Source organism: Arthrobacter sp. 92 (assembly GCF_050260325.1).
Classification (GTDB): Bacteria; Actinomycetota; Actinomycetes; order Actinomycetales; family Micrococcaceae; genus Arthrobacter.
The window spans coordinates 3,959,086-3,983,584 of the sequence record NZ_CP189863.1 but is presented as its reverse complement, the minus strand read 5'-3'; the positions used below and the strand labels follow the sequence as shown (position 1 = coordinate 3,983,584).

The window sequence follows — 24,499 nt, the reverse complement described above, 5'->3', positions numbered from 1 at the left end:
GTCGTGGGCCCCCTGGTTACCCATGCGCGGATCCATGCCCTACAATAGAACTATCCCCCACTCCGGAAATCCCTTATTTCCTGCCCAATTCTTGAGGCAAGACTGGTAAGTGTTGGGGCCCGCGCAATTGAGATGCGGGCATTTTCATAGGGAGAGCCGGCTAAAGAAAACGCTGTACAGACTGCTGGGATAGCAGCCAAGAGATGCAGCGGGAAGTCCTGCCACGGGATTGCGAAAGCGCCGGGCTTCTATGTGACCGGCCGGTCAAAAACGTCCGGCGATTCCGGTCACGCGTACTGCGGCTCCGCTCACCTCGGGTTGTGCCGCTTGGCCCCTATGAATGAGGATATTTCACCTATGCCCGAAAATCAGAACAACTCCGTCGACACCGAGATCACCGCAGAAATTGCCCCGGCCGACGTCGAGACTTCTGAAACGGCTGCCCCCGCAGCCGGCTCCGCCCCGGAATTCACCGAGGCTCCTGCGAACCACGAAGCTCCGGCTCCTGCCGAAGCCGCACCGCAGGCTGACGCCCAGACCGAAGACACGGTTGCCCCGGCGAAGGAAGAGGACGCTGAAGAAGAAGGCGTCAAGTTCGCAGACCTCGGCATCGACGGCCGCGTCCTTGCCGCCCTGCAGGACGTCGGCTACGAGAAGCCTTCCCCCATCCAGGCAGCAACCATCCCGCTGCTGCTCGAAGGCCGCGACGTCGTGGGCCTGGCCCAGACCGGTACCGGTAAGACTGCAGCATTCGCAGTACCGGCGCTGTCCCGTCTGGCCGAGCTCCACGACCTCAACGGCCCGTCCCGCAAGACCCAGGCCCTGGTGCTGGCTCCCACCCGCGAGCTTGCGCTTCAGGTTGCCGAGGCCTTCACCTCCTACGCCAAGCACATCGACGATTTCACCGTCCTGCCGGTGTACGGCGGCTCCGCCTACGGCCCCCAGCTCGCCGGCCTGCGCCGCGGCGCCCAGGTTGTTGTCGGTACCCCGGGCCGCGTGATCGACCACATCGCCAAGGGCTCCCTCGACCTGTCCGAACTCCAGTACCTGGTGCTGGATGAGGCCGACGAGATGCTGCGCATGGGCTTCGCCGAAGACGTGGAGCAGATCTTCCAGCAGACCCCCGCGGGCCGCCAGGTTGCACTGTTCTCCGCCACGATGCCGAGCCAGATCCGACGCCTGTCCAAGCAATACCTGAACAACCCGGCCGAGGTGCAGGTCAAGTCCAAGACCACCACGGGCGCCAACACGCGCCAGCGCTACCTGCAGGTCATGGGCCCGCACAAGCTTGACGCGCTGACCCGCATCCTCGAGGTCGAAGAGTTCGAGGGCGTCATCGCCTTCGTGCGGACCAAGATGGCCACCGAGGATCTCGCCGACAAGCTCCGCTCCCGCGGTTTCCAGGCTGCCGCCATCAACGGCGACATCCCGCAGCAGCAGCGTGAGCGCACAGTCGAGGCCCTGCGCGACGGCAAGATCGACATCCTCGTCGCCACCGACGTCGCCGCCCGCGGTCTCGACGTGGAGCGCGTCAGCCACGTGGTCAACTACGACATCCCGCACGACACCGAGTCCTACGTGCACCGCATCGGCCGCACCGGCCGCGCAGGCCGTTCCGGCGACGCGATCCTGTTCATGACGCCGCGGGAGAAGTACCTGCTGCGCTCCATCGAAAAGGCGACCCGCCAGCCGGTGGAACAGATGCACCTTCCCACGGCCGAGACCGTCAACACGCTGCGCCTGGGCAAATTCGCAGAGCGCATCACGGAGACCTTGGCGTCCGAGGACGTTGCGGCCTTCCGCGACCTCATCGCCTCCTACGAAGAAGAGCACAATGTGCCAGCCGCGGAGATCGCTGCTGCTCTGGCCGTCATGGCACAGGGCGGACAGCCGCTGCTGGTCAAGGAACTGCCGGCCGCGCCGGAATTCCAGAAGCGCGAACGCGCCAAGGACGGCTTTGGCTCACGCGGTCCCACCCGCACCCTCACCGAGGGCAACGCCACTTACCGGATCGCCGTCGGGCGCCGTCAGCGCGTCATGCCGGGTTCCATCGTTGGCGCCATTGCCAACGAAGGCGGCATCTCCTCGGCCCAGATCGGCGGCATCGACATCCGCTCGGATCACTCCCTCGTGGAGCTCCCGGCCGACCTGAGCCCCGATCAGCTGAAGGCCCTGTCCCGCACCCGGATCGGGGGCGAGCTGATCCACCTCGAGCTGGACAACGGCCGCAAGCCCTCCGGTGGCGGCGGCGAGCGCGGCGGCTACCAGGGCAACCGTGGCGGCGAGCGCGGCGGATACTCCGGCGGCGGAGACCGCGGCGGCAACTTCAAGGGTAGCGGCGGCTTCAAGCGTGAATTCCGCAAGACCGAGGGCGAGCGGTCCTCCGCTGACCGTGGCGGACGCTCCTTCAGTGACCGTTCCGAGCGCAGCGTTGGCGCGGACAGTGGTTCAAACCGCGGGCAGGCCAGCGATTCCCGCTTCGGCGGCCACGGTGACGGATCACGCAAGCCCCGCCACGGCAACGAGGGTGGACAGCGCGATTTCAACCGCAAGGGCAAGTGGTAACCACTAGCAGTTCCTAGCATCAGGAACGGGCCGGCTTTCGAGCCGGCCCGTTCCTCGTTTAACAGCAGCTTCCGCCTGCTGCCAGGTCCTTCCAAGCCCTTCCTCGGGCTTCCGGGCAGGGATACCCTTGGAACACCCTCCCGGCCGCCGTACTATCGAGATGCTACGGAGAATGCAACTGTGAAAGCCTTCCTCCCGGAAGGCTCCGAAATCCAGGCTCACCGAAAGGCGTCTCCCATGGGATTCCTAGACAACGTGAAGAAGAACCTCGGGGTTGGCGGGAAGGACCAGGACCAGGACGGCGCTACGGCGGCCCCTGAGGGGGCTGATGACGCCAATACCGCTGGTTCCCCCGCCGTCGAGGCAACAGGCCGGCAGGACGCCGCCGGCGGGGCCGGAGCGAACCTTCAGGACACCGACACGTCAGTAACCCAGGACGCCGAAGCAGCCCGGCCCGGCGCTGCTCAGGCCCAACCGGGCCAGCCCAGGCAGGTGATGGTGGAACCCGGTGACACCCTTGCCGGCATCGCCGCACAATTCGGCGTGAGCGTGGACGCGCTTCTCTTGGCGAACGCGGACACGGTCCCGAATCCGGACCTGATCTATCCAGGCCAGGTGCTGCGGCTGCCGTAGTTTCGGCATGGAATCGAGGCCATAAAAAGCGCTACGGCGCAACTGTTTCGGCGCCCCCGGCCGCGCCCCGATGCCGATTTGTTGGGAGGGAAATCTTCGGGTAGAGTATTTACTCGTTGCCCCCCTAGCTCAGTGGTAGAGCGCGTTCTTGGTAAGAACGAGGTCACCGGATCGATTCCGGTGGGGGGCTCTGAATGAGAGCCTGTGTCAAGGCGGTTTTTGACCGGCTTTGGCATAGGTTTTTCTCATTTATGGCGGTGTAGCTCAGTTGGTTAGAGCGCACGACTCATAATCGTGAGGTCGGGAGATCGAGCCTCCCCACCGCTACAGGGCAAGTCCCCGGAATCCTGGAGATTCCGGGGACTTTTCTGTATCGGCCCGCGGTCCTCTGTGATGTGATCTCAACCACGCGGTCCGGCGCGGCGGCGTTCAGCGGCGCGCAGTTCAGCAGGCCGGAGCTGCTGGTCAGTGCGGCCCCGGGAGCCAGCCGCGAACAACTCCGCCGTAGTTGCCCGGAGCCGCCGTCTCCAGAGCCCGGTTGCGGACGCCGTTTCATGACAGCGCCTCTTCGTCGAGGGGTTTTGCTCAGGCTGCTGGTCGGCGGCCCATTAGAGGACCGTGGGATCGGGCTCCGGCAGTGCCCGCGGATTCGACCGCAACGACCCGGACCTGGAGACGGCGAACCATACCAGCAGGAGGACGGCCGCGAACATCCCGCTCTCGGCCACTAGTTCCGAGAATGCTGAGATGGCCGCGTAGGGCTCGAGCGAGCCGGACAATTTCGCGGCTTCGGGGGGCTGCAGGGAGAACGCCGCAACGGTTAGGACAGCCAGCACGCCGGGCCAGGACCGCAGAAACCGCAGCCACCTGAAGGCATCGGAACAGCCGGCTTCGGAGCCGGCTGGAACGGCGCGGCCAATGATGACGGGGACAACCAGCGCCACCCACACCCAGTGGTGGCTCCACGAGACCGGAGAAATCAGCAGCATTACCAGGGCGGTGGCGGACACCGCCTCCCACTGGTCCGGCGCCGAACGCAGCCGGTAGACGATCACTGCCCCCAGGGCAATGACGGCCAGCGAGGCACCAATCCACAAGACGTTGCCCAGGCTCTCGTCGACGTGGAGCCGGGCTATGAACCCGCGCAGGGAGATGTTCTCAAAGCGGGAGAGGGTTCCCACACGGCTTGTGTCCCTCAGCGCCGTGAGCCAGTACCGGAGCGAAAGATCGGGGGCCATCAGTACCATCAGTCCCACGGTCGCCGCAAAGCTCGCCGCCATGCGTGCCGCGCCCCTAAAGTCCTTCCGCACCACAAAGTAAAGCAGGAACACCAGGGGAGTGAGCTTGATACCTGCAGCGATGCCGCTGAGGATGCCGCGTGGCAGGAGGCCGTTGGGCCGGCGGCGGGTCGAACCGAGCAGGTCGGCCGCGATCAGCAGCATCAGCAGGGGGTTGATCTGGCCGAGCGCCAACGAGTTCCGCCACGGTCCCAGCAACAGCATCAGGCCGGCAACGAACGCGGAAGTCAACCACCATTGGGCCGCCCGGGGCGGGACGCGCACCGCGCCCTTGACCATCAGGTACCGCGTGATGCCGGCGCCCAGAACACCCGCAATCACCAGGTTGGACACGGTTTGTATCGCCAGGGCCACATCTGCAGGGAGAAATGCCATCGGCGCCATGATCGCCGCCGCAAACGGCGGATAGGTGAATGCCATCCCACCGTATGGAGTTCCCGGCAGCCCCGGTGCGTACAGGTCCCCGCCGGTGGCAAGCTCTCTGGCACCAGCCCAATAGACCCTAAGGTCCAGCCCATCAAGCATGGCCTGTTGGAACAGGTACGCCGCAACGAGCAGCGGGACCAGAATCCGCAGAACGTCCCACAGCTCAATCTTCTTTTTCACGTTCTCCCGATCGGCCGTGTCTTGTGTGTGCAGCTGCTTTTCCCGGACCAGCTTACGCAACGGATGAGTCACGGCGGCGGCGCCAAGCCCGCGGCCCGCCCTCAGCCCGTGCTGTTACTTTGCAGCGGTCACCGCGTCCTTGAACACTCCCGCGAGGAGGACGGCATACTGCCTTGTTGTATGCACGGCGTCGCGTTTGAGCGGGGTGTCCCGGATGAACGCCGGGCATGTGTTTCCTGAACAGAACCAGCTGCGGGTGTCGATGAACGTTGCACCGGCAGCGTCGGTGGCATCCTTCATGGCCCGGGCCGTGATGGTGAAACTCGGCGGCACGGTGTACTCGCAGTCCTGGGGCGTGCTTGTCCGTGTTGCGCAGTCCACCGGTGGCTTGCCCATCGGCGGTCCCGCCACCACAAACAGCTTGGCCCCGCTGGGCGCCAGCGATTTCAATTCATTGGCTGTGCCCTGCCGCCACTCGGCACCTGCCTGCTCTTCGGGGGCCCCGGAGACCAGCTGGCCAAGCACCCCCGAGGTGCTCGACATAAACACCATGGCGGGTTTGATGGCGTTGACCGTTTGGATGGACTGGGCCTGAAACTTCGCGCAGTCCTCGGCGAACTGGGGCTTGTCCGCCTTGACGTGGATGTCCAGTGCGGCGCACCCCGCCATCGTCATGCCTCGGACGTTGTATGTATCTCCCAGCGCGGCCCGTACCGTGGGCAGCAGCGTGATCGCAGTGGAGTCGCCCATCACCACAACCGTCCGGCTCTTACCGGAATCAAATGAACAATCCGGCTTCGCCAGGTCGGTCTTCCCGCATCCGTACCCGTCCTCCTCCGGGCGGGTGTCTGAAAGAATGACATCCAGGGACGGTTTCAGCTCCGGCCAGTCGGTGCGGGCGAGCGCTGCGTTGAGTTCGGCGGTGAGTCTGTCCTGGTTCGTGCCCGGCGCCCCGTCCAAGGAGGCGGCCAGCGACGGCGAAGCGGCGGCCGGGGCCCCTCCGCCCGCTGAGACGAGCGCCGTGACGCCCAACGAGAGGATGGTCACGACTGCGGCAACGCACAGGCCCAGGGCAGTGAGCTGGCGTTTGGAGGCCCGGGCAAGGTCGAACCTCCGGCGGGGCGCGGGCGAGGTGCTCAGCCAAGCGGATTTAAGCACCGGCTGCTCCACGAAGTAGTAGGAAAGCAGCGACAGCACGGCAGTTGCCGCCAGCGCGGAAAGGTAATAGGCCGGGCCGGACCCGGGCAGGAGGGCGCCGCACAGGATCACCGCCGGGAAATGCCACAGGTACAGCGAGTAGGAGACGTCCCCCATGTACGTCATCGTGCGGTTGGTAAGAAGACGGGGGCCTTGCCTCCCGGTTCCGCTCCCGGTTCCGGTTCCAGCAACGATGACCATGGCCGTGGCAAGCACGGGGAGGGCAGCCCACGGGGCGGGGAACGCCGACTCCTTGGTGATCACGGCGAGGCTGGCAATGATGCCGGCCAGCCCCAGCGCGGCGAGTACGGGCCGCACCGCCGAAGGGATCCGGGAGAATGCCCCGGCGGCCACGGCGATCAGCGCGCCCACGCCCAGTTCCCACGCCCGGGAGAAGGTGGAGAAGTACGCCCAGGCCGGGTTGGTGGCGGTCTCATGCACCGCCCAGGCGAAGGACCCAGCCGAAAGTGCCGTGAGGGACAGTGCGAGGAGCGCCCGCCCTCGTGCATGCTTCACACCGGCAAAAAGTAGTACCGCCGCGACAATGGCAGGCCACACGAAGTAGAACTGTTCCTCGACTCCGAGGGACCAGTAGTGCTGCAGCGGAGACACCGGTGTGTCCTTGGCCCAATAGTCCGTCCCGTTGCTGGCAAACCGCCAGTTGCCGGCAAAGAGCAGTGCCCACAGTCCGTCGGTGAGTACGGAGTTCGCCCGCCCCGCCAGGTATGTCAGGTACGCGGCCGCAACGGTGACCGCCAATGTGACAGTTGATGCCGGCATGATGCGGCGCACCCGGCGTTTGTAGAAATTAACGAAATTGATCCGCCCGTGCCGGCCATGTTCGCGCAGCAGGACGCTGGTGATCACAAACCCGGAAATGACGAAAAACACGTCGACGCCCACGAACCCGCCGCCGGGAAAGCCAAAGACGTGGTTTGCGATCACGGCCAGCACAGCCACGGCGCGCAGCCCCTGAATGTCCAGGCGCTTGGATCGTGGAGTTGCTGCAGCGGAAGGGCGAATCGACGTTGATTGGGTCATGATGCCTTCACGTAGGGGCCTGCGAACTAGCCCGTATTCTACCGGGAGCGCTGGACCGCCCCGCCGGGAGTTCCACCGGCAGTTCCGGCGAAAGGCCCCGCCGGGCGGATCGCGCCGCGCCATTGGGCACGAGCCGGGCCTTAGCTGGGGCCCGTTGGGACAGAATGGGTCCATGACGCGAATCGCAATCATCGGGGGCCACGGCAAGGTGGCTCTGGAACTGTCAAAAATCCTGGCGGCCGACGGTCACCACGTCACGTCGTTCTTCCGCAACCCGGATCATACCGGGGACGTGGCCGCCACCGGCGCCACGCCGTCGGTCCTGGATGTTGAACACTCGACGACGGCGGAAATCGCCGCCGTCCTCCGCGGCCATGACGCCGTGGTGTGGTCTGCCGGCGCGGGCGGCGGCAGCCCGGAGCGCACATACGCGGTGGACCGGGACGCCGCGATCCGTTCCATGGACGCGGCGGCGCAGGCCGGCGTCGGGCGTTACCTCATGGTGTCCTACCTGGGCGCGGGGCCGGATCACGGGGTCCCGGCGGGCAGCAGTTTCCATGCCTATGCCGAGGCGAAGGCCGCCGCGGACCAGTACCTCAGGAACACGGAGCTGGCCTGGACCATCCTGGGTCCTGGCAGCCTGACCAACGGCCCCGGCAACGGACTGATCGAGGTCAGCCCCCCGGACACATCCTCCGGCACGGACACCTCGCGCGCGAATGTGGCGCTGGTGGCAGCCGCGGTGCTGGGCTTGGCGGCGACGGCGGGCCGCACCATCGAGTTCCGGGATGGCACTCTGCCCATTGCCGCAGCACTGGAACCGCCGGGGTAGCCAGGGCGGCGCACCCGATATCGTGGTGGAGGCGGCCTGTGCATCAGTTGGCAGGCGGGCGCCGTCCATCCGGGGAAAGTGAGCACATGGATCAGCTGGCACTTATCATCGGTCTGCTGCTCGCCACGGTGGTGGCGGTGGGCCTCGGGGACAGGCTGCGGCTGCCGTATCCCGTGCTGATGCTGATCCTGGCGGCGTCCCTGACGTTCATCCCGGGCTTCCCGGAGATGGACATCCCACCCGAGCTGATCCTGCCCGTCTTCCTGCCGCCCCTGCTCTTCGCCACGGCCCAGCGCAGCTCGTGGGCGGTCTTCCGGGTCCGCTGGCGCACGCTGATCATGCTGGCCGTGGCGCTGGTGGTGGTGTCCACGGCGGCGGTGGCCGGAGCGGCCTGGCTCATGATCCCGGGCATCGGAATCCCGGCCGCCATTGCGCTTGGCGCCATGGTGGCCCCGCCGGACCCTGTGGCGGTGGAGTCCGTGGCCGGCCGGGTGCATATGCCCCGGCGTCTGATCACCGTGCTGCAGAGCGAAGGCCTCTTCAACGATGCCGCCGCCATCGTCATCTTCCAGGCGGCTGTTGCCGCGGCCGTGTCCGGCACCAGGATAGGTCCCGACGTCGTCCTCAGGTTCCTCGTGGGGGCTGCGGTGGCGGTGCTGGTCGGCGTCGCCATGGGCTGGGTCACTGCCCTTATCACCCGGCTGGTCACCTCCATGGTGGCCCGCAGCGCGGTCACCCTGGTGGTGCCGTTCGCCGCTTACATCCTGGCCGAAGAGGTTCAGGCCTCCGGTGTGATCGCCGTCGTGGTGACGGCACTGGAGATGCAGCGTCACTCCCGGCCGCAGGACGCGGCCGAACGCGTCACCCGGACGGCTTTCTGGGACGTGGTGGAACTGCTTGTGACGGGCCTGGCCTTCGGGTTGGTGGGGCTGGAGATCCGTCAGGTGGTCCGTGAAGAGGGCGTGGCGATTTACGGGATGATCGGCACGGCGTCGGTGGTTTGCATCCTGGTGTTCGCGGTGCGGTTCGGCTGGCTGGCCCTGCTGGCCGTCGCGGCGCGGAAGCGCCAGAACGTGTTGCAACCGACGTCCGCCAAGGAGGTCCTGATCCTGACCTGGTGCGGGATGCGCGGGCTGGCAACGCTGGCGCTCGCGTTGGCCCTGCCGCTCACCCTCGCCGACGGGACGCCGTTCCCCGTGCGCGATCAGGTCCTGGTGATCGCGTGCGCGGTGCTGCTGGCCACGCTGGTGCTGCCGGGGCTGACCCTGCCGTGGCTGATGCGGGTGCTGAAGGCCACCGGGGACGGCTCCGAAGAGCGCGACGCTGCCCGGCTCCTGGCCCGGCGGGCCCAGCAGGCCGCGGTGTCCGCGCTCAAGGACAACGAGCTCATCAAGGAGCTTCCGCCGGAAAAGGTGGCCCTGGTCAAGGAAAAGATGACGCGGCTGCACGCCGAGCTCCTGGATGGAAGCCTCCGGAACGAAAGCCTTGGGGAGAAGCGCAAACGCGGCCGCGAGCTGGCCATCGCCGTCCAGACGATTGCGCTGGACGCCGCCCGGCAGGAAGTTGTGGCCGCCCGGAACGAGCCGGACATGGACCCCGAGGTGGCGGACCGCGTGCTACGCCAGCTGGACCTCCGAACCATGATCATGCCGGAATAACCCAGCGCTCAGGACGTGACGGCTCCGGCCGGGGGAGCCAGTTCCAGGTCGAGGGTGTTCTTCTCCACATAATCGAGGGCGCACCGCACGGCACCCACGGTCACGATTGAGTCGCCCAGAGGGGAAACCGCCACCTTTGGCGGAGTGGCGGTGAACTCGTTCAGCCGCATCGCGATGGGCTCAAGCAGCACGCCTGCCGAGTTTGCCACGGCACCGCCGATGACCACCAGCTCGGGGTTGATGATGGTGGCCACGGCTGCGATGACCCTGGCCATGCGCTCAGCCAGCCGCTCCAGGATCCGCCGGGCAACAACATCCCCGGCGGCAGCCGCGGCGAAGACATGCTCGGCCTCCACGCCGTCGCTGGCGTGCTCGCGGAGCAATGTTTTGGCCCTCCCGGCAAGGGCTTCGGCGGCCCATGTCCGGGCCAGGTGCGCAATTCCGAAGGTGTCTCCCACGCCCTCCACCATGTCCAGGAAGGCAAGCTCACCTGCACCGCCCCCACAGCCGTGCAGCAGCCGGCCGCCGTCGATTACTCCTGAACCCAGCCGCTCACTGGCGAGAATGACCACGACGTCGTCCACGCCGGCCGCCGCACCGCGCCAGCGCTCTCCCAGCGCGGCGAGATTGGCGTCGTTTTCCAGCAGGACAGTCCAACCGCGCAGGTCCCGCAGCGCAGCCTTCAGGCCGACGTCGAACAGTCGCCAGAAGTGTTGGGTCACCAGCACGTCCCCTTTGCGGTCCACCGGAGCTGCGATTCCGGCGCAGACGGCAAGCACGGAGTCCGGGGAGGCCCCCACCTTCTGGAGGGCCATGACCGCTGTCCGGTCGACGACGGAGATGCGTTCCCCGGCCGTGATTTCGGCCGAGGCGAACGGCTGGCTGGACCGGCCCAGGACCTTGCCGCGGAGATCGGACACCACCACGGTGGCCTTGGAGATGCCCACGTCCATGCCCAGGACGTAGCCTGCGCGCTCGTTGAGCTCGAACCGGCGTGCCGGCCGCCCCTTCTGGTACCCGCCGAATGCCCGCTGGTTTTCCAGTTCACGGATCCACCCACGCTGCATCAGGTCCTCGCACACGGAAATCACCGTGGCGCGTGTGAGCGCGGTGGCTTCCATGAGTTCGGAGACGGTGACGGCGAGCGAAGCACGCATGACGTCGAGGACCGCTCCGGAGTTGACCCGCCGCAACAGGTGGGGGGTGGCTCCCGCTATCTCTGACATGGGTGTTGACCTCTCTAGGGGACGGGTCCCATAATACTAGAGCGACTAAATTTATCCTCTATATAAACTGGCGGACGAAGGGCCCTGGTCCTCACGACGCCGTACCGGCCCTCCTTCATGAAAGGGATCTCCTTTGTCCACCACCGCCACTCTGGCAACCCTGTCCGATTCAAACCCCGCAGCCGATCCCAACTGGTGGCGCCAGGCCTCCGTCTACCAGATCTACCCGCGCAGCTTCTGGGATTCGAATGGCGACGGCCTGGGTGACATCAAGGGCATCACGGCCAAGGTGCCCTATCTGAAGGAACTGGGGATCGACGCCGTCTGGCTCAGCCCGTTCTACCCTTCGGCTCTCGCAGACGGCGGCTACGACGTGGATGACTACCGCGACGTGGACCCCAAGCTGGGCACTTTGGACGACTTCGCTGAAATGTCCGCAGCCCTCCACGCCGCCGGCATCAAGCTGATTGCCGACATCGTTCCGAACCACTCCTCCAACCGGCACGAGTGGTTCAAGGAAGCCCTGGCCTCCCCGCGGGGCTCCGCCGCCCGGGAGCGTTACATCTTCCGCGACGGACTGGGGGAGAACGGCGAGCTGCCGCCGTCGGACTGGGACTCGGTCTTCGGCGGCCCCGCCTGGGAACGCATCACCGAACCGGACGGCACTCCGGGCCAGTGGTACATGCACATCTTCGCCAAGGAGCAGCCGGACCTCAACTGGGCCAACCGTGAAATCCGCGACGACTTCCTCAAGACGCTCCGCTTCTGGTCCGACCGCGGCGTGGACGGCTTCCGCGTGGATGTGGCGCACGCCCTCACCAAGGACCTCACTGAGCCGCTGCTCTCCAAGGCCGAACTGAGCGCCGCGAACACCGGCACCGACGGATTCGACGACGGATCGCACCCCTTCTGGGACCGCGACGAGGTCCACGAGGTCTATGCCGAATGGCGCGAGGTGTTCAACGAGTACAACCCGCCGAGAACCGCCGTGGCCGAGGCCTGGGTGCACGCCAGCCGCCGTGCCCGCTACGCCAGCCCGCAGGGCCTGGGCCAGGCCTTCAATTTCGACCTCCTGCAGGCCGACTTCGATGCTGGCCAGTTCCGGGAAATCATCACCCGCAACCTTGCCGAAGCGACGGCAACCGGCGCGTCCTCCACGTGGGTCTTCTCAAACCACGACGTCGTCCGGCACGCCACCCGCTACGGCCTGCCGATGGGCGGGGGATTGCACGCCAAGGGCCAGGACGGCAAGGGCTGGCTCTTGGCCGGCGCCCCCGCCGAGGAACTGGACGTCGAGCTGGGACTGCGCCGCGCCCGCGCCGCCAGCCTGCTGATGCTGGCGCTCCCGGGCTCGGCGTACCTGTACCAGGGCGAAGAGCTCGGCCTGCAGGAAGTCGCCCAGATTCCCGAGTCGGAGCGCCAAGACCCGTCCTTCTTCCGCAACAAGGGCGTGGAGATCGGCCGTGACGGCTGCCGCGTGCCGCTGCCCTGGGCCGTTGAAGGTCCATCCTTCGGCTTCGGGGCCGACGGCGCCCACCTTCCACAGCCCGAGTGGTTCAGCCGCTACGCGGTGGAGGCCCAGGACGGCGTCGAAGGATCCACCCTGGAGCTTTACCGCAAGGCCCTCAAGCTGCGGCGCGAGCTGCAGACCGCCGAAGAGCTGGAATGGGTGGAGACGGGCAACGCGCACGTCCTGGAGTTCGTCCGCCACGGAGGTTGGCAGTGCGTGACCAACTTTGGTGCGGAAGCCGTGGTACTCCCGGCCGGCGAGGTCTTGCTCAGCAGCGCCCCCCTGGAGGGAAAGCTGCTGCCCGGCAACACCACGGTCTGGCTGCGGTGAACACTTCCGTGAATGGACAGGCTGGCCAGGAGCTGATCTACGGCTGCATGGGCCTCGGCGGGAGCTGGTCGGCAGAGCCGTACGAATCTGAGCACGTGGACCAGACTGCCGCCGCGATTGACGCTGCGCTGGATTCCGGGATCACGTTGTTTGACCACGCGGACATTTACCGTGGCGGTAAGTCCGAGGCTGTCTTCGGAGAGGTCCTCGCGATCACCCCGGGGCTGCGGGAACGGATCCGGCTCCAGACCAAATGCGGGATCCGGCTCAACGAGCGGGGGCTCGAGACGCACTACGACCTGAGCCGCAACAGCATTCTCGAACGAGTCAACGGCAGCCTGAAGCGGCTGAAGACTGATTACGTGGATGTCCTGCTGCTGCACCGGCCCGATCCACTGGCGGATCCTGCCGAGGTGGCCTCCGCCGTCGGGCAGTTGATTCAGGAGGGCAAAGTGCGCCAGTTGGGTGTATCCAACATGTCCGCCCCGCAGATCGAGGCACTGCAGGATCGCCTGGAGACCCCGGTGGTGGCAAACCAGCTGGAAATGAGCCTGCTGAAACGGGCCTGGCTTGAGAGCACTGTCCTGGTCAACCACGCCGAGGGGGTGGACTACAGCTTCCCGCATGGCACCGTGGAGTTCTGCGGCCGGCAGGGGATCACCCTGCAGGCCTATGGGGCGCTGGCCCGCGGCCACTACACCGGGGCGCCTCCGGAAAGCCCCACTCCGGCGGAAGCCGCCACCGGTGAGCTTGTCACCGAGATGGCAAGGGCTCATCAGACCACCCGGGAAGCGATCCTTCTCGGTTGGCTCATGCGGCACCCAGCCGGGATCGCACCGGTGATCGGCTCGGCCAACCCCGACCGGATCCGCGCCTGCGCCGGCGCTGCCCGTGTTGCCGCTGCCATGACCCGCGCCCAGTGGTACCGGCTCTGGGTCACGGCCCGGGGGAGCGACATCCCCTAACCCACCCCTCAACCCAACTAGCTCGCAATAGATGCCGCTATGGGAGCCCATAGCGGCATCTATTGCGAGCTAGTTGGGGGAAACGGCGGGTCACAAGTCGCCGGATTTCGGCCTGCAACGCGCGGCGAGGTTGGGTGTCAGCCGGTGAAGGGGGATTTTGGTCGTATTGTTTGCTTCGCGGGCGGCAGTTACTTAGCGTTACGGGGGTCCGGACCGATACGGTAGATGTATGACGTCTATTACCGCCGCCGTCGAAACTGTGCGGCCCGAACGAAACATCCCCGCCGAAATCGCCCGCTCGTGGCTTTTGGTGAATGCCATGAAGACGGAACTGTTCGACCAGTCGGCGGTGTCCCGCGCCGACTCGATCATCCTGGACATTGAAGATGCCGTGGACCCGTCCCAGAAGGACGCGGCCAGGGAAAACGTGATCAATTGGCTGACCGCCGGCGGCAAGGCCTGGGTCCGGATCAACGACGCTACCAGCCCGTTCTGGGCCAGTGACCTCGCCGGGCTGCGCGGCACGCCGGGCCTGCTGGGCATCATGCTGGCCAAGACCGAGTCCGCGGACCAGGTCACCGAAAGCTTCCACCGCATGGACGGCAAGACCCCGGTTATCGCGCTCGTCGAGTCCGCCGTCGGCATCGAGGAGGCGAACAACATCGCCAAGGCGCAGGGCGCGTTCCGCCTGGCTTTCGGTTCGGGTGACTTCCGGCGCGATACCGGCATGGCCAACACGCAGGAGGCCATGGCCTACCCGCGCGCCAAGCTGGTGGTGGCCAGCCGGGTGGGCAACCTGCCGGGCCCCATCGACGGGCCCACCGTGGGCACCAGCCACCCGATCCTGCGTGAGCAGACCGGCATCACGGTGATGATGGGCATGACCGGGAAGCTGTGCCTCGCGATCGACCAGACCCCGGTGATCAACGAGGTCATCAGCCCCACGCCGTCCGACGTTGCCTGGGCGACGGACTTCATGGCCGACTTCGAAGCCAGCGGCCGCGTCATCCGTGACGGCTCGGACCTGCCCCGCCTGGGCCGCGCCGAAAAGATCATGAAGCTCGCCGTAGCCTTCGGAGTGCAACCGGCGTTGTAGCCGGCAGCCTGCAGCGAACCGCCAGCCAAGGGGACCCCGTGACCGATACCGCGTATCTGGTCCACGGGGTCTTTTGGGACCGGCCACGCTCACGGCCTCGGCGCGGCCGGCTGGACCGCCAAGTAGACTGGCACGGTGCTGAACGAATTTTGGGCCACCGCGTCAACCGCCTACAAGGTGCTCGTTTTCAGCGCCATGGGGCTGATCGCCGCCGGCATTATCCTCAACATCATGGGCAATACCTCGCAGAACCAGGGACTGGCTGTCGCGTCCCTGCCGGTCATTGGCCTAGGCCTGGTCCTGCATGTTGTGGGCATTGTGGTCCGCGGCCAGCAGATCCGGAGAAACCTCAAGCAGTAGCGGCCGCCGCGTTCCGCAGGACGTGGCTTCGGGCGTGCTCCACGGCCGCCGGCAGGGATGTGAACAGGTGCTTGTGGTGCCGCAGCGAGCGGATCACCCCCACATTGGTGACCAGCTCCAGATGCTGAGGCTGAATCCCCTTGAGCAGGACGGTGACGCCGCGCAGCTCCAGCGCGGAGATTACGTCAACGAGCGTGTGCGCGCCCGTCGCGTCGAGCATCCGCACCTGCGAGAGCCGGATGATGGCCACCTGGATGTTTTTGACCTGGCTGATCTCCTGCAGAACACGTTCCGCCGCCCCAAAGAACATGGCTCCGTCCAGCCGGAAGATGGCGATGTGCTCGTCCCCGGCTTCGGGTGCCCCGGGAATCTTTTCCCGCTGAACCCCGCTCAGTGAAGCGAACTTCCGCAGCGTGAACAGTGCCGCCGCGGCCAGCCCGATCTGAATGGCCACGATCAAGTCGAACGCCACCGTGATCAGCGCAGTCAGGACAAACACAAACGCATCCGCCCGGGTGGAGCGCAGGACCGCGGTCACCGTGTGGCGCGAGACCATCCGGGTGGCGGTGACCATGAGGATGCCGGCCAGGACCGCCAGCGGGATCCGGCCGACGAGCCCCGCAGCAAGGTAGATGATGGCCAGCAGCACCAGCGCATGCACAATGGCCGAGAGTCGTGTGGTCGCGCCGGAGCGCACGTTGACGGCCGTCCGGGCGATCGCCCCAGTGGCCGGCATGCCGCCGAAGAACCCCGCGGCGACCGAGGCCAGCCCTTGGCCCGTGAGTTCCCGGTCCGGGCTATAGGCCCCGGTGGGCCTTCCGTTCGGGCCTACCATGCCGGCGGCCACCCGGGCCGAGAGCAGGGACTCGATGGCCGCGAGCGCGGCGATGGAGAGCGCGGGCATGAGCAGACCGCCGAGCACGGACGGGTCCAGGGACGGCATGGACGGCGCCGGCAGGGAGTGGGGCAGCGCGCCGATGCGCGGGATATCCAGCCCGAGAAATTCGGCGGCGACGGTGGCAAGCAGCACGGCGATGAGGCTTGCAGGCAGGGCTTTATTGAGCTTGGGGAGCAGGAACATCACGGCCGCCACGCCCGCAACCACAGCGAGGGTCTGCAGCACCGTTGGGACGGAGGCCCTGGCGGCGCTCTCGACGGCGGCCAGCAGGGTGTTGTGGCCCGGTATCCCCTCGGTGCCAACGGCCATCGGGACCTGCTGGAGGAAAATGATTGCGGCGATGCCAAGAGTGAAGCCCTCCACCACCGGCCACGGGATGAAGGCGACGGCGCGGCCCAGGCCGCTGACGCCCAGCATGATCACAAGCAGCCCGGCCATCACCGACACCAAGGCAATGCTGCCCACCCCGTGCGCGGCGACCACAGGGGCAAGGACCACCACCATGGCGCCGGTGGGGCCGGACACCTGCACGTTTGATCCGCCCATAATGGCGGCCACGAGGCCGGCCACCACGGCGGTGATCAGGCCCGCCTCCGCACCCACGCCGGAGCTCACACCGAAGGCCAGGGCCAGGGGCAGAGCCACGATCCCCACTGTCATGCCGGACAGCAGGTTGGTCCGCCAGGAGGTACGCAGACCGTCGTAGTCGCGCCGGGAGGGAAGGAACTTCCACACGGCCCGGCGCGCCCGTGGCTGGGCGATCGTTTCCGGGACGGCGCTCATGACGCGGGTCCGGCCATGTGAGTGTGGGGCAGTTCCTGGGCGAGCCTGAGCTGCTCGTTCGAATCCGCGAGGCTGTCCAGCAGGAAGGTCCGTGCGATGGCGAGCAGTTCGGCGATCTTGGGGTGCGCCAGCCGGTACGTGACCGCATTTGCCGTCCGAACGGAGGTCACCACTTTGTGCCTGCGCAGGGTGGCCAGGTGCTGGGACAGGTGCGAGGCTTCCAGCCCGGTTTCGGCCAAGAGGTAGCTCACTGGCGCGGTGGTGCCGGGCGCGGCCGCCAGCAGTTCGAGGATCCGGATCCGCGCTGGATGGGCGAGGGCCTTGAAGAGGTTGGCCTTGATTTCGTACAGAGGGGCCTGCGCTGCGGGAAGCATGAATGACCTGCCGTCTCCTGGCTCATGCCCTGATGCGCCGGGGGTGAATTGATGAAATGATGAATCCATCATATCACTGACATCCCGCCCTCCCGCCCGGGAAACGAGCCGGGGGAACGATAGGGTTGGGGCATGAGTATCAATCCGGACCTGCAGGGCCGCAGCTACCCTGCCGCAGAGGTGTACGACGTCGGCCGCGAGAAGATCCGCGAGTTCGCCCGCGCCGTCAAAGCCACGCATCCCGCGCATTTCGACGTGGACGCGGCCCAGGCCCTGGGGCACAGTGACCTCGTCGCTCCGCCCACGTTCGCCATCATCATCGCCCAACGGGCGGACGCGCAGCTGATCGAGGACCCGGACTCGGGCATCGACTTCTCCCGCGTGGTCCACGCCGACCAGCGTTTCGTCCACCACCGTCCCATCGTGGCGGGTGACCGTCTGGTGGCCGAGCTGCATGTCGACGGCGTCCGCGCCATGGGCGGCGGCGCCATGATCACTACCCGCTCGGAGATCTTCGCGCTCGCAGCCGACGATTCACGCGAGAGCGTGTCCACCACCACGTCTTCCATCCTGGTCCGCGGAGAGGGACAGTAACCATGAGCACCGCATCCATCAGCCCCGTCTTCGCTGAACTTTCGGTGGGCCAGGACCTCGGCAGCCGCAGCATCAATGTCACGCGCCAGGACCTGGTGAAGTACGCCGGTGCCTCCGGCGACTTCAACCCCATCCACTGGAACGAAGCCTTTGCCACCAGCGTGGGTCTTCCGGGCGTCATCGCCCACGGCATGTTCACCATGGGCGCGGCAGTTCAGCTGGTGACCGACTGGGCCGGAGATCCGGCCGCCGTCGTCGATTTTCAGACCCGCTTCACCAAGCCGGTCCTTGTGGCGGACACCACCGGAACCCCCGAGGCCGGCGCCGTCATCGAAGTCAGCGGCGCGATCGGAGCGCTCGACGCCGAGGCGGGCACCGCCCGCGTGGACCTCACCGTGGTCTCGGCGGGCCAGAAAGTCCTGATGAAGGCCCAGGCCTTCGTCCGGCTGCCCTGACAAGGGCAGGGCTTTGAGCAGGGGCCCTCGCGTTGCGCCCGAAATCACGCACTGGCGAAATGCCGTGGTGGTGGCGTACGGCGCCAGCGGGATCGCCTTTTCCACCTGGGTCTCCAGGTTGCCGGCCATCCGGAGCGGCCTTGACCTGACGCCCGGGACCGTGGGCCTGCTCCTGCTGTGCCTGACGGCGGGCTCGTTCCTTTCCGTGTCCGCGTCGGGCCTGATCGTCCTCCGGCTCGGGTCCAAGAGGGTCATCCGGATCGGCAGCATCATGGTGGGCTGCGGGCTGGTTCTCGCCGGTTTCGGCACGTCCGTGCTCGCCAGCCCGCTGGCCGTCGCGTCCGGCCTGGTGGTCATCGGCCTTGGCACGGCGAGTTGGAACACCGCCTCCAATGTCGAGGGAGCCGCGGTGGAGCGTGCCGTCCGCCGGCACATCATGCCCCGCTTGCACGGCGCATTCAGCCTCGGCACGGTGGCGGGGGCGGGGCTGGGTGCCTTGGCCGCCGCAGCGGGCGTCCCGGTCGCCGTGCACCTTGCGGCGGCGGGCGCGGTGGTGGCCGGGTCCGTGGCAACTGCCGCGGCCTGGTTCCGGGCAGACGTTACCCCGGTGCCGGGCGAGCGCCCCTTCAAACCGGCGGGGCCCGACACCTTTGAGGACCCGTCCACTGGACCCATTCCGATCATCAGGCAGCAGGACGCCGTGCCGGAAGCGCCGCTGGATAACAAACGCCAGATCGCCCAGGCATGGCGGGACCGCCGAACCCTCCTGCTGGGTGTCCTGGTGCTGGGGCTGGCCCTGGCCGAAGGCGCGGCCGGAGACTGGGTGGCCTTGGCGCTTGCCGATGGCCACGGCCAATCCGAGGCCGCCGGCGCCGCGGGCTACGGGATCTTCGTTTCCTTCATGACGGTGGGCCGCTTTGCCGGCACCGTGGTGCTGGACCGGTTCGGCCGGGTGCCGGTGATGCGCTGGTGCGCGGCGCTGGCCATAGCGGGCCTGGGGATGTTCGTGTTCGCCCCCGTGCCGTGGCTGGCCTTTGCCGCCCTGGCCATTTGGGGGCTGGGAGCGTCCCTCGGATTTCCGGTGGGGATGTCGGCCGCCGCGGACGAGCCTGCCAAGGCCGCGGCGCGGGTGTCGGTGGTATCCACCATCGGCTACGGGGCCTTCCTGTGCGGACCCCCGCTGCTGGGCCTGCTGGCCGAGCATGTGGGAATCCTCCATTCGCTGCTGGCTGTGATGGTGATGCTCGTGGCCAGTTTCCTGCTCTCCCCGGTGACGCGGAAAATCGGGTGAAGTCCGGTCCTGCGGCAATCCCGGTTAAGCTGGTCAGGTGACCCAGACTATGCTTTCGGACCTGACCACCGCCGCCGTCGGAGGCCCCGCCGGGAAGTTCGTCGAGGCGCGCACCGAGGCGGACATCATTGACGCGGTGCGCTCCGCTGACGCAGCCGGCGAGCAGCTGCTGATCGTCGCCGGAGGTTCCAACCTCCTCATTTCCGATTCAGGTTTCCCCGGGACGGTTGTGAGGATCGCCTCGGAGGGGTTCACCGTCAACGCCGAGGATTCCTGCGGCGGTGTGGCCGTGGTGGTTCAGGCAGGCCATAACTGGGATGCCCTGGTGGACCACGCGGTCAGGCATGCCTGGTCAGGGCTGGAGGCGCTCTCCGGCATTCCGGGTTCAACCGGCGCCACACCTGTCCAGAACGTGGGCGCCTACGGGGCCGACGTCTCCCAGACCATCGCTGCAGTGCGGACCTGGGACCGGGAGCGGAACGCAGTGCAGACCTTCACCAACTCCGAGCTGAAGTTCGGCTACCGCGATTCACTGCTCAAACAGACCACTGTGCATGGCTCTCCGCGCTATGTGGTGCTGACCGTTGAATACCAGCTGCCGCTGGGCCGCATGAGCGCGCCCATCCGGTATGCGGAGTTGGCCCGTTCCCTCGGCGTCGAGCCGGGCCGGCGGGCCTACTCCAACGATGTGCGCCGGGAGGTCCTGCGGCTCCGGGCCTCCAAGGGCATGGTGGTGGACCACGCTGACCGGGACACCTACTCAACCGGGTCCTTCTTCACCAACCCGATCGTCCCCGCGGACGTCTCCGCCACGTTGCCGGAAGCGGCTCCGCGGTACCCGGCGGGCCAGGACGGCCTCGTAAAACTGTCCGCCGCGTGGCTCATCGACCAGGCCGGGTTCGGCAAGGGCTTCGGCCTCGATCAAGGCAGCGTCTCCGGCGGCCGGGCCTCATTGTCCAGCAAGCATACGTTGGCCATCACCAACCGGGGATCGGCAACGGCGGCGGATATGGTCGCGATCGCGCGTGAGGTGCGCCGCGGCGTCGTCGAGCGCTTCGGGATAGAACTGCACCCTGAGCCGCTGCTGATTGGCGTTGAACTCTAGTCAGGCCCGAGCTGACGCAGCGCATTGAACGCTCAGCGCTGAACTCTGAGCATTGAACTCTGAGCATTGATCGCCCAGGCCTAAGCCCTGCCGTCCCCGGGGACAGGCCCTCCCCGGGGACAGGATGTGCCGGGAGGATCAGTGCCTGCTCCGGGACGGGGCAACCTTGCTGAAGACCATAAAGGTGAAGCCGGACGCCGCTGCTCCCAGGAGGAAGACCTGACAGAAGGCCACCGACTGAGGGCTGGGTCCGCTGTTGAGCACCAGGCCGGCGCAAGCGAACGCAATGGCTCCTGCCAGCAACGCCAGCGCCCCGAGGAGGAAGCTTCGGACTGTCGGCGGGAACTCGCCCACGGCGTCGTCCGGCAAGTCGCGCTGCACCGTCCGGGACTCGGGTTCCGGGTTGTCGGGCTGGAGGATCGCCGCCGCACCGAAGCTGAGGACGGCAACTCCCATGCAGACCGATGACGCGAGCTGCAGGGCGTTCATGGTGGCTGAGAGGCTGGTGCCGCTGGCGATCGCAACAGCCAGCCCGGCACCCATCCCTGCGGCGCTGGCGAGCCAGCCCACCAGGGCAAGTGTCCGGCACAAGGGCCGCAGCCGCGGCCACAGCTCTCCCATAGTCATGCAAACCAGCGTAGGCGGCCCTGCTGGACAGCGGCTGTGAGCCTGCCGCACATCCGCAGGACGGCCGCGGCACCCTGCACCCGCCGGCTCCCGAGGACCTCCGCTCGGTCCTGGGCCTCACCTCCACCGTACGGTGCAGGCCGCAGGATGCCTGAAGTTCTTTGCCTAGAGGTTGCCGGTGGCGATATTGAGCATGCGGCGCAAGGGCTCGGCGGCACCCCACAGGAGCTGGTCACCCACCGTGAAAGCGCTGATGTACTCCGGACCCATTTCCAGCTTGCGGATGCGGCCCACGGGAATGTCCAGCGTCCCGGAGACAGCCACCGGGGTGAGGTCCGTCATGGACGCCTCCTTGGTGTTCGGCACCACCTTGGCCCACTCGTTGTCCTCGGCGAGCAGCTTCTCGATCTCGGCGACCGACAGGTCCTCGCGCAGTTTCAGCGTCAGCGCCTGCGAGTGCGAGCGCATGGCACCGATGCGCACGCAGAGGCCATCCATCGCAATGTGCTCCTTGCCGGGAGCGCCGTTGCCTGTGCCCAGGATCTTGTTCGTCTCCACACCGGCCTTCCATTCTTCCTTCGACTGGCCGTTGCCCAGGTCCGCGTCGATCCAGGGGATCAGGGATCCGGCCAGCGGTACGCCAAACTGCGTGGCGTCCACGCCGCCGCGCTGGACGGCCAGGACCTTGCGGTCGATTTCGAGGATGGCCGACGCCGGATCGTCCAGTTCGCTGCTGACCGCGCCGTTGAGCGTGCCGAACTGGGTGAGGAGCTCGCGCATGTGGCGTGCGCCGCCGCCGGAGGCTGCCTGGTAGGTCATGGAGGTGCCCCACTCCACCAGTCCGTTCTTGAAGAGGCCGCCCAGGCCCATCAGCATGCAGGACACGGTGCAGTTACCGCCGATGTAGTCCTTTACGCCCCCGGAAAGGCCGGCGTCGATCACATCGCGGTTGATGGGGTCCAGCACAATGATCGAGTCGTCGTTCATGCGCAGGGTGGAGGCGGCATCGATCCAGAGTCCGTCCCAGCCGCGGCTGCGCAGCTCGCCGTGAACCTGCTTGGTGTAGTCCCCGCCCTGGGCCGTGACAATAATCGGCAGCTTCGCCAGCGTCTCGACGTCGTAGGCGTCCTCGAGCTTGCCCGGATCGCCGGCGGTCGGGCCGGCAAACGAGGGGGCGGCGCCGCCGGCGTTTGAGGTGGAGAAAAATACCGGGTTGATGTTGGCGAAGTCGCCCTCGTCCTGCATCCGCTGCATCAGGACGGAACCGACCATGCCACGCCAACCGACAAGTCCAACGGACGGAGTAGCTGCTGTAGTCATTAGCCCAGTTTAGGCTTTCAAGGGCTCCCGGCGCAGTCGGTTACGTCACCACCGAGCCCTGACGCCGGATTCGGTCCTATTCGACGGGCCTGCCCGCATCTCCCCAGCCGCTGTGCCTACTCGGCGTCGCGGCTCTCCATCACGGCTGCCTTACGGGCCCGCAGCGCGAAAAACGCCCCGAACGTGAACACCTGGGTGACCACCACGAGCACGATTGCTCCGGCGATCTTGTTGCCCCCAAGGATCATGGTCAGCCCCACCACCGCGGAAAGCAGGGCCAGGAGCGGGAGGAGCATGTAGCCCAGGACAAAGAGCGTTTCGGGTTTCTTCAGCATCTAGTGGCCTTCCGTGCGGCGCCACAGCGTGAACCGGTACCGCGTGCCGTTGGCTGAGGTCAGCCAGCCGGTGGCGGGCTCGCTCTCTGCCAGTTTCCACTCGTAGCCAAGGTCCGGGGCGTACGTGTCGCCGGAAGCCTCGGAGTCGATAAACGTGACCACCGCAACGTCTGCGATGTCGAGGGTCTGGGCGAAGATTTCGCCCCCGCCCAGGATCCACACGGTCTCGTGCCCGGGCGCGAACTGGGATTCCAGCAACGCGTCGTCAAGGGACTTGACCGCCAGGGCGCCCTCCGCCTCGGGGGTGCCACCCCAGCCGGCCTGCCTGCTGATCACGATGTTGGTCCGCCCCGGAAGCGGACGGTACTTCTCCGGGAAAGAGAGCCAGGTCTTGCGCCCCATGATCACGGGGTGGCCCGTGGTCAGCCGGGTGAAGTGCTTCAGGTCCTCGGGCAGGTGCCAGGGCATGTCGCCATCTTTGCCGATCACGCCGGCAGCGGTCTGGGCCCAGACGAGCCCGATGCCGGTGGTGCCGGCGGCGATTTTCTCCGTGAAAGCCAGGGGATCCATGGCGTTGTCAGTGCTCATACTGCGATCGGCGCCTTAATCGTGGGGTGGTGCTGGTAGCCGACAATTTCAAAGTCGTCCAGCGTGTAGTCGAAGATGGAATCGGGCTTGCGGAGGATTTTCAACTGCGGATAATCGTAGGGTTCACGCTTCAACTGTTTGAGTACCTGGTCCATGTGGTTGTCATAGATGTGCACATCGCCGCCGGTCCAGATGAATTCCCCGGGTTCGAGTCCCAGCTGCTGCGCGAGCATGCAGGTCAGCAGGGCGTACGAGGCAATATTGAACGGCACCCCGAGGAACGTGTCCGCGGAGCGCTGGTACAGCTGGCAGGAGAGCCGGCCGTTGGCCACGTAGAACTGGAAGAAAGCATGGCACGGGGGCAGCGCCATGTCCTTGAGTTCGGACACGTTCCAGGCCGAAACGATGTGCCGGCGTGAATCGGGGTTCTCCCGCAGGTTTTCCACCAGCTCGGCGATCTGGTCGATGTGGCCGCCGTCGGGAGTGGGCCAGCTGCGCCACTGGACACCATAAACCGGGCCGAGCTCGCCCTCGGCGTCCGCCCACTCGTTCCAGATGGTGACACCCTGGTCCTGCATCCATTTCACATTGGATTCGCCCCGCAGGAACCAGAGAAGCTCCACCGCGACGGACTTGAAGTGGACGCGCTTGGTGGTGATGAGCGGAAAGCTTTCGTTCAGGTCAAAGCGGATCTGCCGCCCGAACACGCTAAGGGTTCCAGTGCCGGTGCGGTCCGATTTGTGCGTGCCGTTGGCCAGCACATCGCGCAGAAGGTCTTCATAGGGCGTTGGGATGCTCACGCTCCCAGTCTA

Annotated in this window: 22 protein-coding genes and 2 tRNA genes; 14 read left to right on the top strand and 10 right to left on the bottom strand. The window is 66.7% G+C overall.

Features of this window, described 5'->3' with window-relative positions; translation table 11 throughout:
* The first annotated feature begins 357 nt into the window (after positions 1–357).
* The 4 genes from ACP4XC_RS18485 (at position 358) to ACP4XC_RS18470 (ending at position 3,525) form a co-directional block, all read left to right on the top strand.
* Complete coding sequence (locus tag ACP4XC_RS18485; protein ID WP_427172164.1) at positions 358–2,565, top strand: DEAD/DEAH box helicase; 2,208 nt, start codon at positions 358–360, stop codon at positions 2,563–2,565.
* Positions 2,566–2,802: 237 nt separating this feature from the next.
* The gene (locus ACP4XC_RS18480) at positions 2,803–3,198 is read left to right on the top strand and encodes a LysM peptidoglycan-binding domain-containing protein (protein WP_427172163.1); all 396 of its coding nucleotides are present in this window, start codon (positions 2,803–2,805) and stop codon (positions 3,196–3,198) included.
* A 118-nt stretch (positions 3,199–3,316) separates the two neighbouring features.
* Positions 3,317–3,388 (top strand) — tRNA-Thr (locus tag ACP4XC_RS18475).
* 63 nt (positions 3,389–3,451) lie between these two features.
* Positions 3,452–3,525 (top strand) — tRNA-Met (locus ACP4XC_RS18470).
* Positions 3,526–3,806: 281 nt separating this feature from the next.
* Here ACP4XC_RS18470 and ACP4XC_RS18465 read toward each other — a convergent pair.
* Positions 3,807–5,174, bottom strand: a complete 1,368-nt coding sequence (locus ACP4XC_RS18465) for a glycosyltransferase 87 family protein (protein WP_427172162.1) — start codon at positions 5,172–5,174, stop codon at positions 3,807–3,809.
* 42 nt (positions 5,175–5,216) lie between these two features.
* Complete coding sequence (locus ACP4XC_RS18460) at positions 5,217–7,340, bottom strand: acyltransferase family protein (RefSeq protein WP_427172161.1); 2,124 nt, start codon at positions 7,338–7,340, stop codon at positions 5,217–5,219.
* Between the two features lie 172 nt (positions 7,341–7,512).
* Here ACP4XC_RS18460 and ACP4XC_RS18455 point away from each other — a divergent pair, with 172 nt between their 5' ends.
* Positions 7,513–8,172 (top strand): NAD(P)H-binding protein, encoded by a 660-nt coding sequence (locus ACP4XC_RS18455; protein ID WP_427172160.1) that lies wholly within the window; start codon positions 7,513–7,515, stop codon positions 8,170–8,172.
* Positions 8,173–8,258: 86 nt separating this feature from the next.
* Positions 8,259–9,830: a Na+/H+ antiporter gene (locus ACP4XC_RS18450; RefSeq protein WP_427172159.1), complete on the top strand. Its 1,572-nt coding sequence runs from the start codon at positions 8,259–8,261 to the stop codon at positions 9,828–9,830.
* A gap of 8 nt (positions 9,831–9,838) precedes the next feature.
* On the opposite strand, the gene ACP4XC_RS18445 is transcribed toward ACP4XC_RS18450, so the two are convergent.
* On the bottom strand, positions 9,839–11,056 hold the full coding sequence (locus tag ACP4XC_RS18445) for an ROK family protein (RefSeq protein WP_427172158.1): 1,218 nt from the start codon (positions 11,054–11,056) through the stop codon (positions 9,839–9,841).
* A 133-nt stretch (positions 11,057–11,189) separates the two neighbouring features.
* Here ACP4XC_RS18445 and ACP4XC_RS18440 point away from each other — a divergent pair, with 133 nt between their 5' ends.
* The 4 genes from ACP4XC_RS18440 (at position 11,190) to ACP4XC_RS18425 (ending at position 15,317) form a co-directional block, all read left to right on the top strand.
* Positions 11,190–12,896: a glycoside hydrolase family 13 protein gene (locus tag ACP4XC_RS18440; RefSeq protein ID WP_427172157.1), complete on the top strand. Its 1,707-nt coding sequence runs from the start codon at positions 11,190–11,192 to the stop codon at positions 12,894–12,896.
* Positions 12,893–13,861 (top strand): aldo/keto reductase, encoded by a 969-nt coding sequence (locus ACP4XC_RS18435; RefSeq protein ID WP_427172156.1) that lies wholly within the window; start codon positions 12,893–12,895, stop codon positions 13,859–13,861. Before ACP4XC_RS18440 ends, ACP4XC_RS18435 begins: the two co-directional genes overlap by 4 nt.
* A 229-nt stretch (positions 13,862–14,090) precedes the next feature.
* Complete coding sequence (locus ACP4XC_RS18430; protein ID WP_427172155.1) at positions 14,091–14,957, top strand: HpcH/HpaI aldolase/citrate lyase family protein; 867 nt, start codon at positions 14,091–14,093, stop codon at positions 14,955–14,957.
* Positions 14,958–15,092: 135 nt separating this feature from the next.
* Positions 15,093–15,317 carry a DUF3188 domain-containing protein gene (locus ACP4XC_RS18425; RefSeq protein WP_427172154.1) on the top strand — a complete coding sequence of 75 codons (225 nt, stop codon included), beginning with the start codon at positions 15,093–15,095 and terminating at the stop codon, positions 15,315–15,317.
* Here ACP4XC_RS18425 and ACP4XC_RS18420 read toward each other — a convergent pair.
* Positions 15,307–16,998: a SulP family inorganic anion transporter gene (locus ACP4XC_RS18420; RefSeq protein ID WP_427172153.1), complete on the bottom strand. Its 1,692-nt coding sequence runs from the start codon at positions 16,996–16,998 to the stop codon at positions 15,307–15,309. The two genes, ACP4XC_RS18425 and ACP4XC_RS18420, sit on opposite strands and share 11 nt — an antisense overlap.
* On the bottom strand, positions 16,995–17,372 hold the full coding sequence (locus tag ACP4XC_RS18415) for an ArsR/SmtB family transcription factor (RefSeq protein WP_427172152.1): 378 nt from the start codon (positions 17,370–17,372) through the stop codon (positions 16,995–16,997). Before ACP4XC_RS18415 ends, ACP4XC_RS18420 begins: the two co-directional genes overlap by 4 nt.
* Before the next feature lie 132 nt (positions 17,373–17,504).
* Between ACP4XC_RS18415 and ACP4XC_RS18410 the strand changes: the two genes are divergently transcribed.
* The 4 genes from ACP4XC_RS18410 to ACP4XC_RS18395 are packed head-to-tail and all read left to right on the top strand — an operon-like array spanning position 17,505 to position 20,817.
* Positions 17,505–17,966 carry an FAS1-like dehydratase domain-containing protein gene (locus ACP4XC_RS18410; protein ID WP_427172151.1) on the top strand — a complete coding sequence of 154 codons (462 nt, stop codon included), beginning with the start codon at positions 17,505–17,507 and terminating at the stop codon, positions 17,964–17,966.
* A 2-nt stretch (positions 17,967–17,968) separates the two neighbouring features.
* Positions 17,969–18,421, top strand: coding sequence for a MaoC family dehydratase (locus ACP4XC_RS18405; RefSeq protein WP_427172150.1), 453 nt, complete (start codon positions 17,969–17,971; stop codon positions 18,419–18,421).
* Positions 18,422–18,434: 13 nt separating this feature from the next.
* Positions 18,435–19,712 carry an MFS transporter gene (locus ACP4XC_RS18400; protein WP_427172149.1) on the top strand — a complete coding sequence of 426 codons (1,278 nt, stop codon included), beginning with the start codon at positions 18,435–18,437 and terminating at the stop codon, positions 19,710–19,712.
* A gap of 37 nt (positions 19,713–19,749) precedes the next feature.
* Entirely contained in the window at positions 19,750–20,817 is a 1,068-nt protein-coding gene (locus ACP4XC_RS18395) for a UDP-N-acetylmuramate dehydrogenase (RefSeq protein ID WP_427172147.1), read from the top strand.
* 138 nt (positions 20,818–20,955) lie between these two features.
* Here ACP4XC_RS18395 and ACP4XC_RS18390 read toward each other — a convergent pair whose 3' ends face one another.
* The 5 genes from ACP4XC_RS18390 to ACP4XC_RS18370 form a co-directional block, all read right to left on the bottom strand.
* On the bottom strand, positions 20,956–21,444 hold the full coding sequence (locus ACP4XC_RS18390; RefSeq protein ID WP_427172146.1) for a hypothetical protein: 489 nt from the start codon (positions 21,442–21,444) through the stop codon (positions 20,956–20,958).
* A 165-nt stretch (positions 21,445–21,609) separates the two neighbouring features.
* Positions 21,610–22,764: an aspartate-semialdehyde dehydrogenase gene (gene asd, locus ACP4XC_RS18385; protein WP_427172145.1), complete on the bottom strand. Its 1,155-nt coding sequence runs from the start codon at positions 22,762–22,764 to the stop codon at positions 21,610–21,612.
* A 116-nt stretch (positions 22,765–22,880) separates the two neighbouring features.
* Entirely contained in the window at positions 22,881–23,099 is a 219-nt protein-coding gene (locus tag ACP4XC_RS18380; RefSeq protein ID WP_427172144.1) for an NF038396 family protein, read from the bottom strand.
* Positions 23,100–23,687, bottom strand: coding sequence for a dihydrofolate reductase (locus ACP4XC_RS18375; protein WP_427172143.1), 588 nt, complete (start codon positions 23,685–23,687; stop codon positions 23,100–23,102). It lies immediately after the preceding gene.
* Positions 23,684–24,487, bottom strand: coding sequence for a thymidylate synthase (locus ACP4XC_RS18370; protein ID WP_427172142.1), 804 nt, complete (start codon positions 24,485–24,487; stop codon positions 23,684–23,686). Before ACP4XC_RS18370 ends, ACP4XC_RS18375 begins: the two co-directional genes overlap by 4 nt.
* Between the last annotated feature and the right edge of the window lie 12 nt (positions 24,488–24,499).

What these genes read in the sequence shown, in the direction of transcription:
- ACP4XC_RS18485 (WP_427172164.1), top strand. Translation starts at nt 358, where the DNA reads ATGCCCGAAAATCAGAACAACTCCGTCGACACCGAGATCACCGCAGAA.
- ACP4XC_RS18480 (WP_427172163.1), top strand. Translation starts at nt 2,803, where the DNA reads ATGGGATTCCTAGACAACGTGAAGAAGAACCTCGGGGTTGGCGGGAAG.
- ACP4XC_RS18460 (WP_427172161.1), bottom strand. Translation starts at nt 7,340, where the DNA reads ATGACCCAATCAACGTCGATTCGCCCTTCCGCTGCAGCAACTCCACGA.
- ACP4XC_RS18455 (WP_427172160.1), top strand. Translation starts at nt 7,513, where the DNA reads ATGACGCGAATCGCAATCATCGGGGGCCACGGCAAGGTGGCTCTGGAA.
- ACP4XC_RS18450 (WP_427172159.1), top strand. Translation starts at nt 8,259, where the DNA reads ATGGATCAGCTGGCACTTATCATCGGTCTGCTGCTCGCCACGGTGGTG.
- ACP4XC_RS18445 (WP_427172158.1), bottom strand. Translation starts at nt 11,056, where the DNA reads ATGTCAGAGATAGCGGGAGCCACCCCCCACCTGTTGCGGCGGGTCAAC.
- ACP4XC_RS18430 (WP_427172155.1), top strand. Translation starts at nt 14,091, where the DNA reads ATGACGTCTATTACCGCCGCCGTCGAAACTGTGCGGCCCGAACGAAAC.
- ACP4XC_RS18420 (WP_427172153.1), bottom strand. Translation starts at nt 16,998, where the DNA reads ATGAGCGCCGTCCCGGAAACGATCGCCCAGCCACGGGCGCGCCGGGCC.
- ACP4XC_RS18415 (WP_427172152.1), bottom strand. Translation starts at nt 17,372, where the DNA reads ATGCTTCCCGCAGCGCAGGCCCCTCTGTACGAAATCAAGGCCAACCTC.
- ACP4XC_RS18410 (WP_427172151.1), top strand. Translation starts at nt 17,505, where the DNA reads ATGAGTATCAATCCGGACCTGCAGGGCCGCAGCTACCCTGCCGCAGAG.
- ACP4XC_RS18405 (WP_427172150.1), top strand. Translation starts at nt 17,969, where the DNA reads ATGAGCACCGCATCCATCAGCCCCGTCTTCGCTGAACTTTCGGTGGGC.
- ACP4XC_RS18390 (WP_427172146.1), bottom strand. Translation starts at nt 21,444, where the DNA reads ATGACTATGGGAGAGCTGTGGCCGCGGCTGCGGCCCTTGTGCCGGACA.
- asd (WP_427172145.1), bottom strand. Translation starts at nt 22,764, where the DNA reads ATGACTACAGCAGCTACTCCGTCCGTTGGACTTGTCGGTTGGCGTGGC.
- ACP4XC_RS18380 (WP_427172144.1), bottom strand. Translation starts at nt 23,099, where the DNA reads ATGCTGAAGAAACCCGAAACGCTCTTTGTCCTGGGCTACATGCTCCTC.
- ACP4XC_RS18375 (WP_427172143.1), bottom strand. Translation starts at nt 23,687, where the DNA reads ATGAGCACTGACAACGCCATGGATCCCCTGGCTTTCACGGAGAAAATC.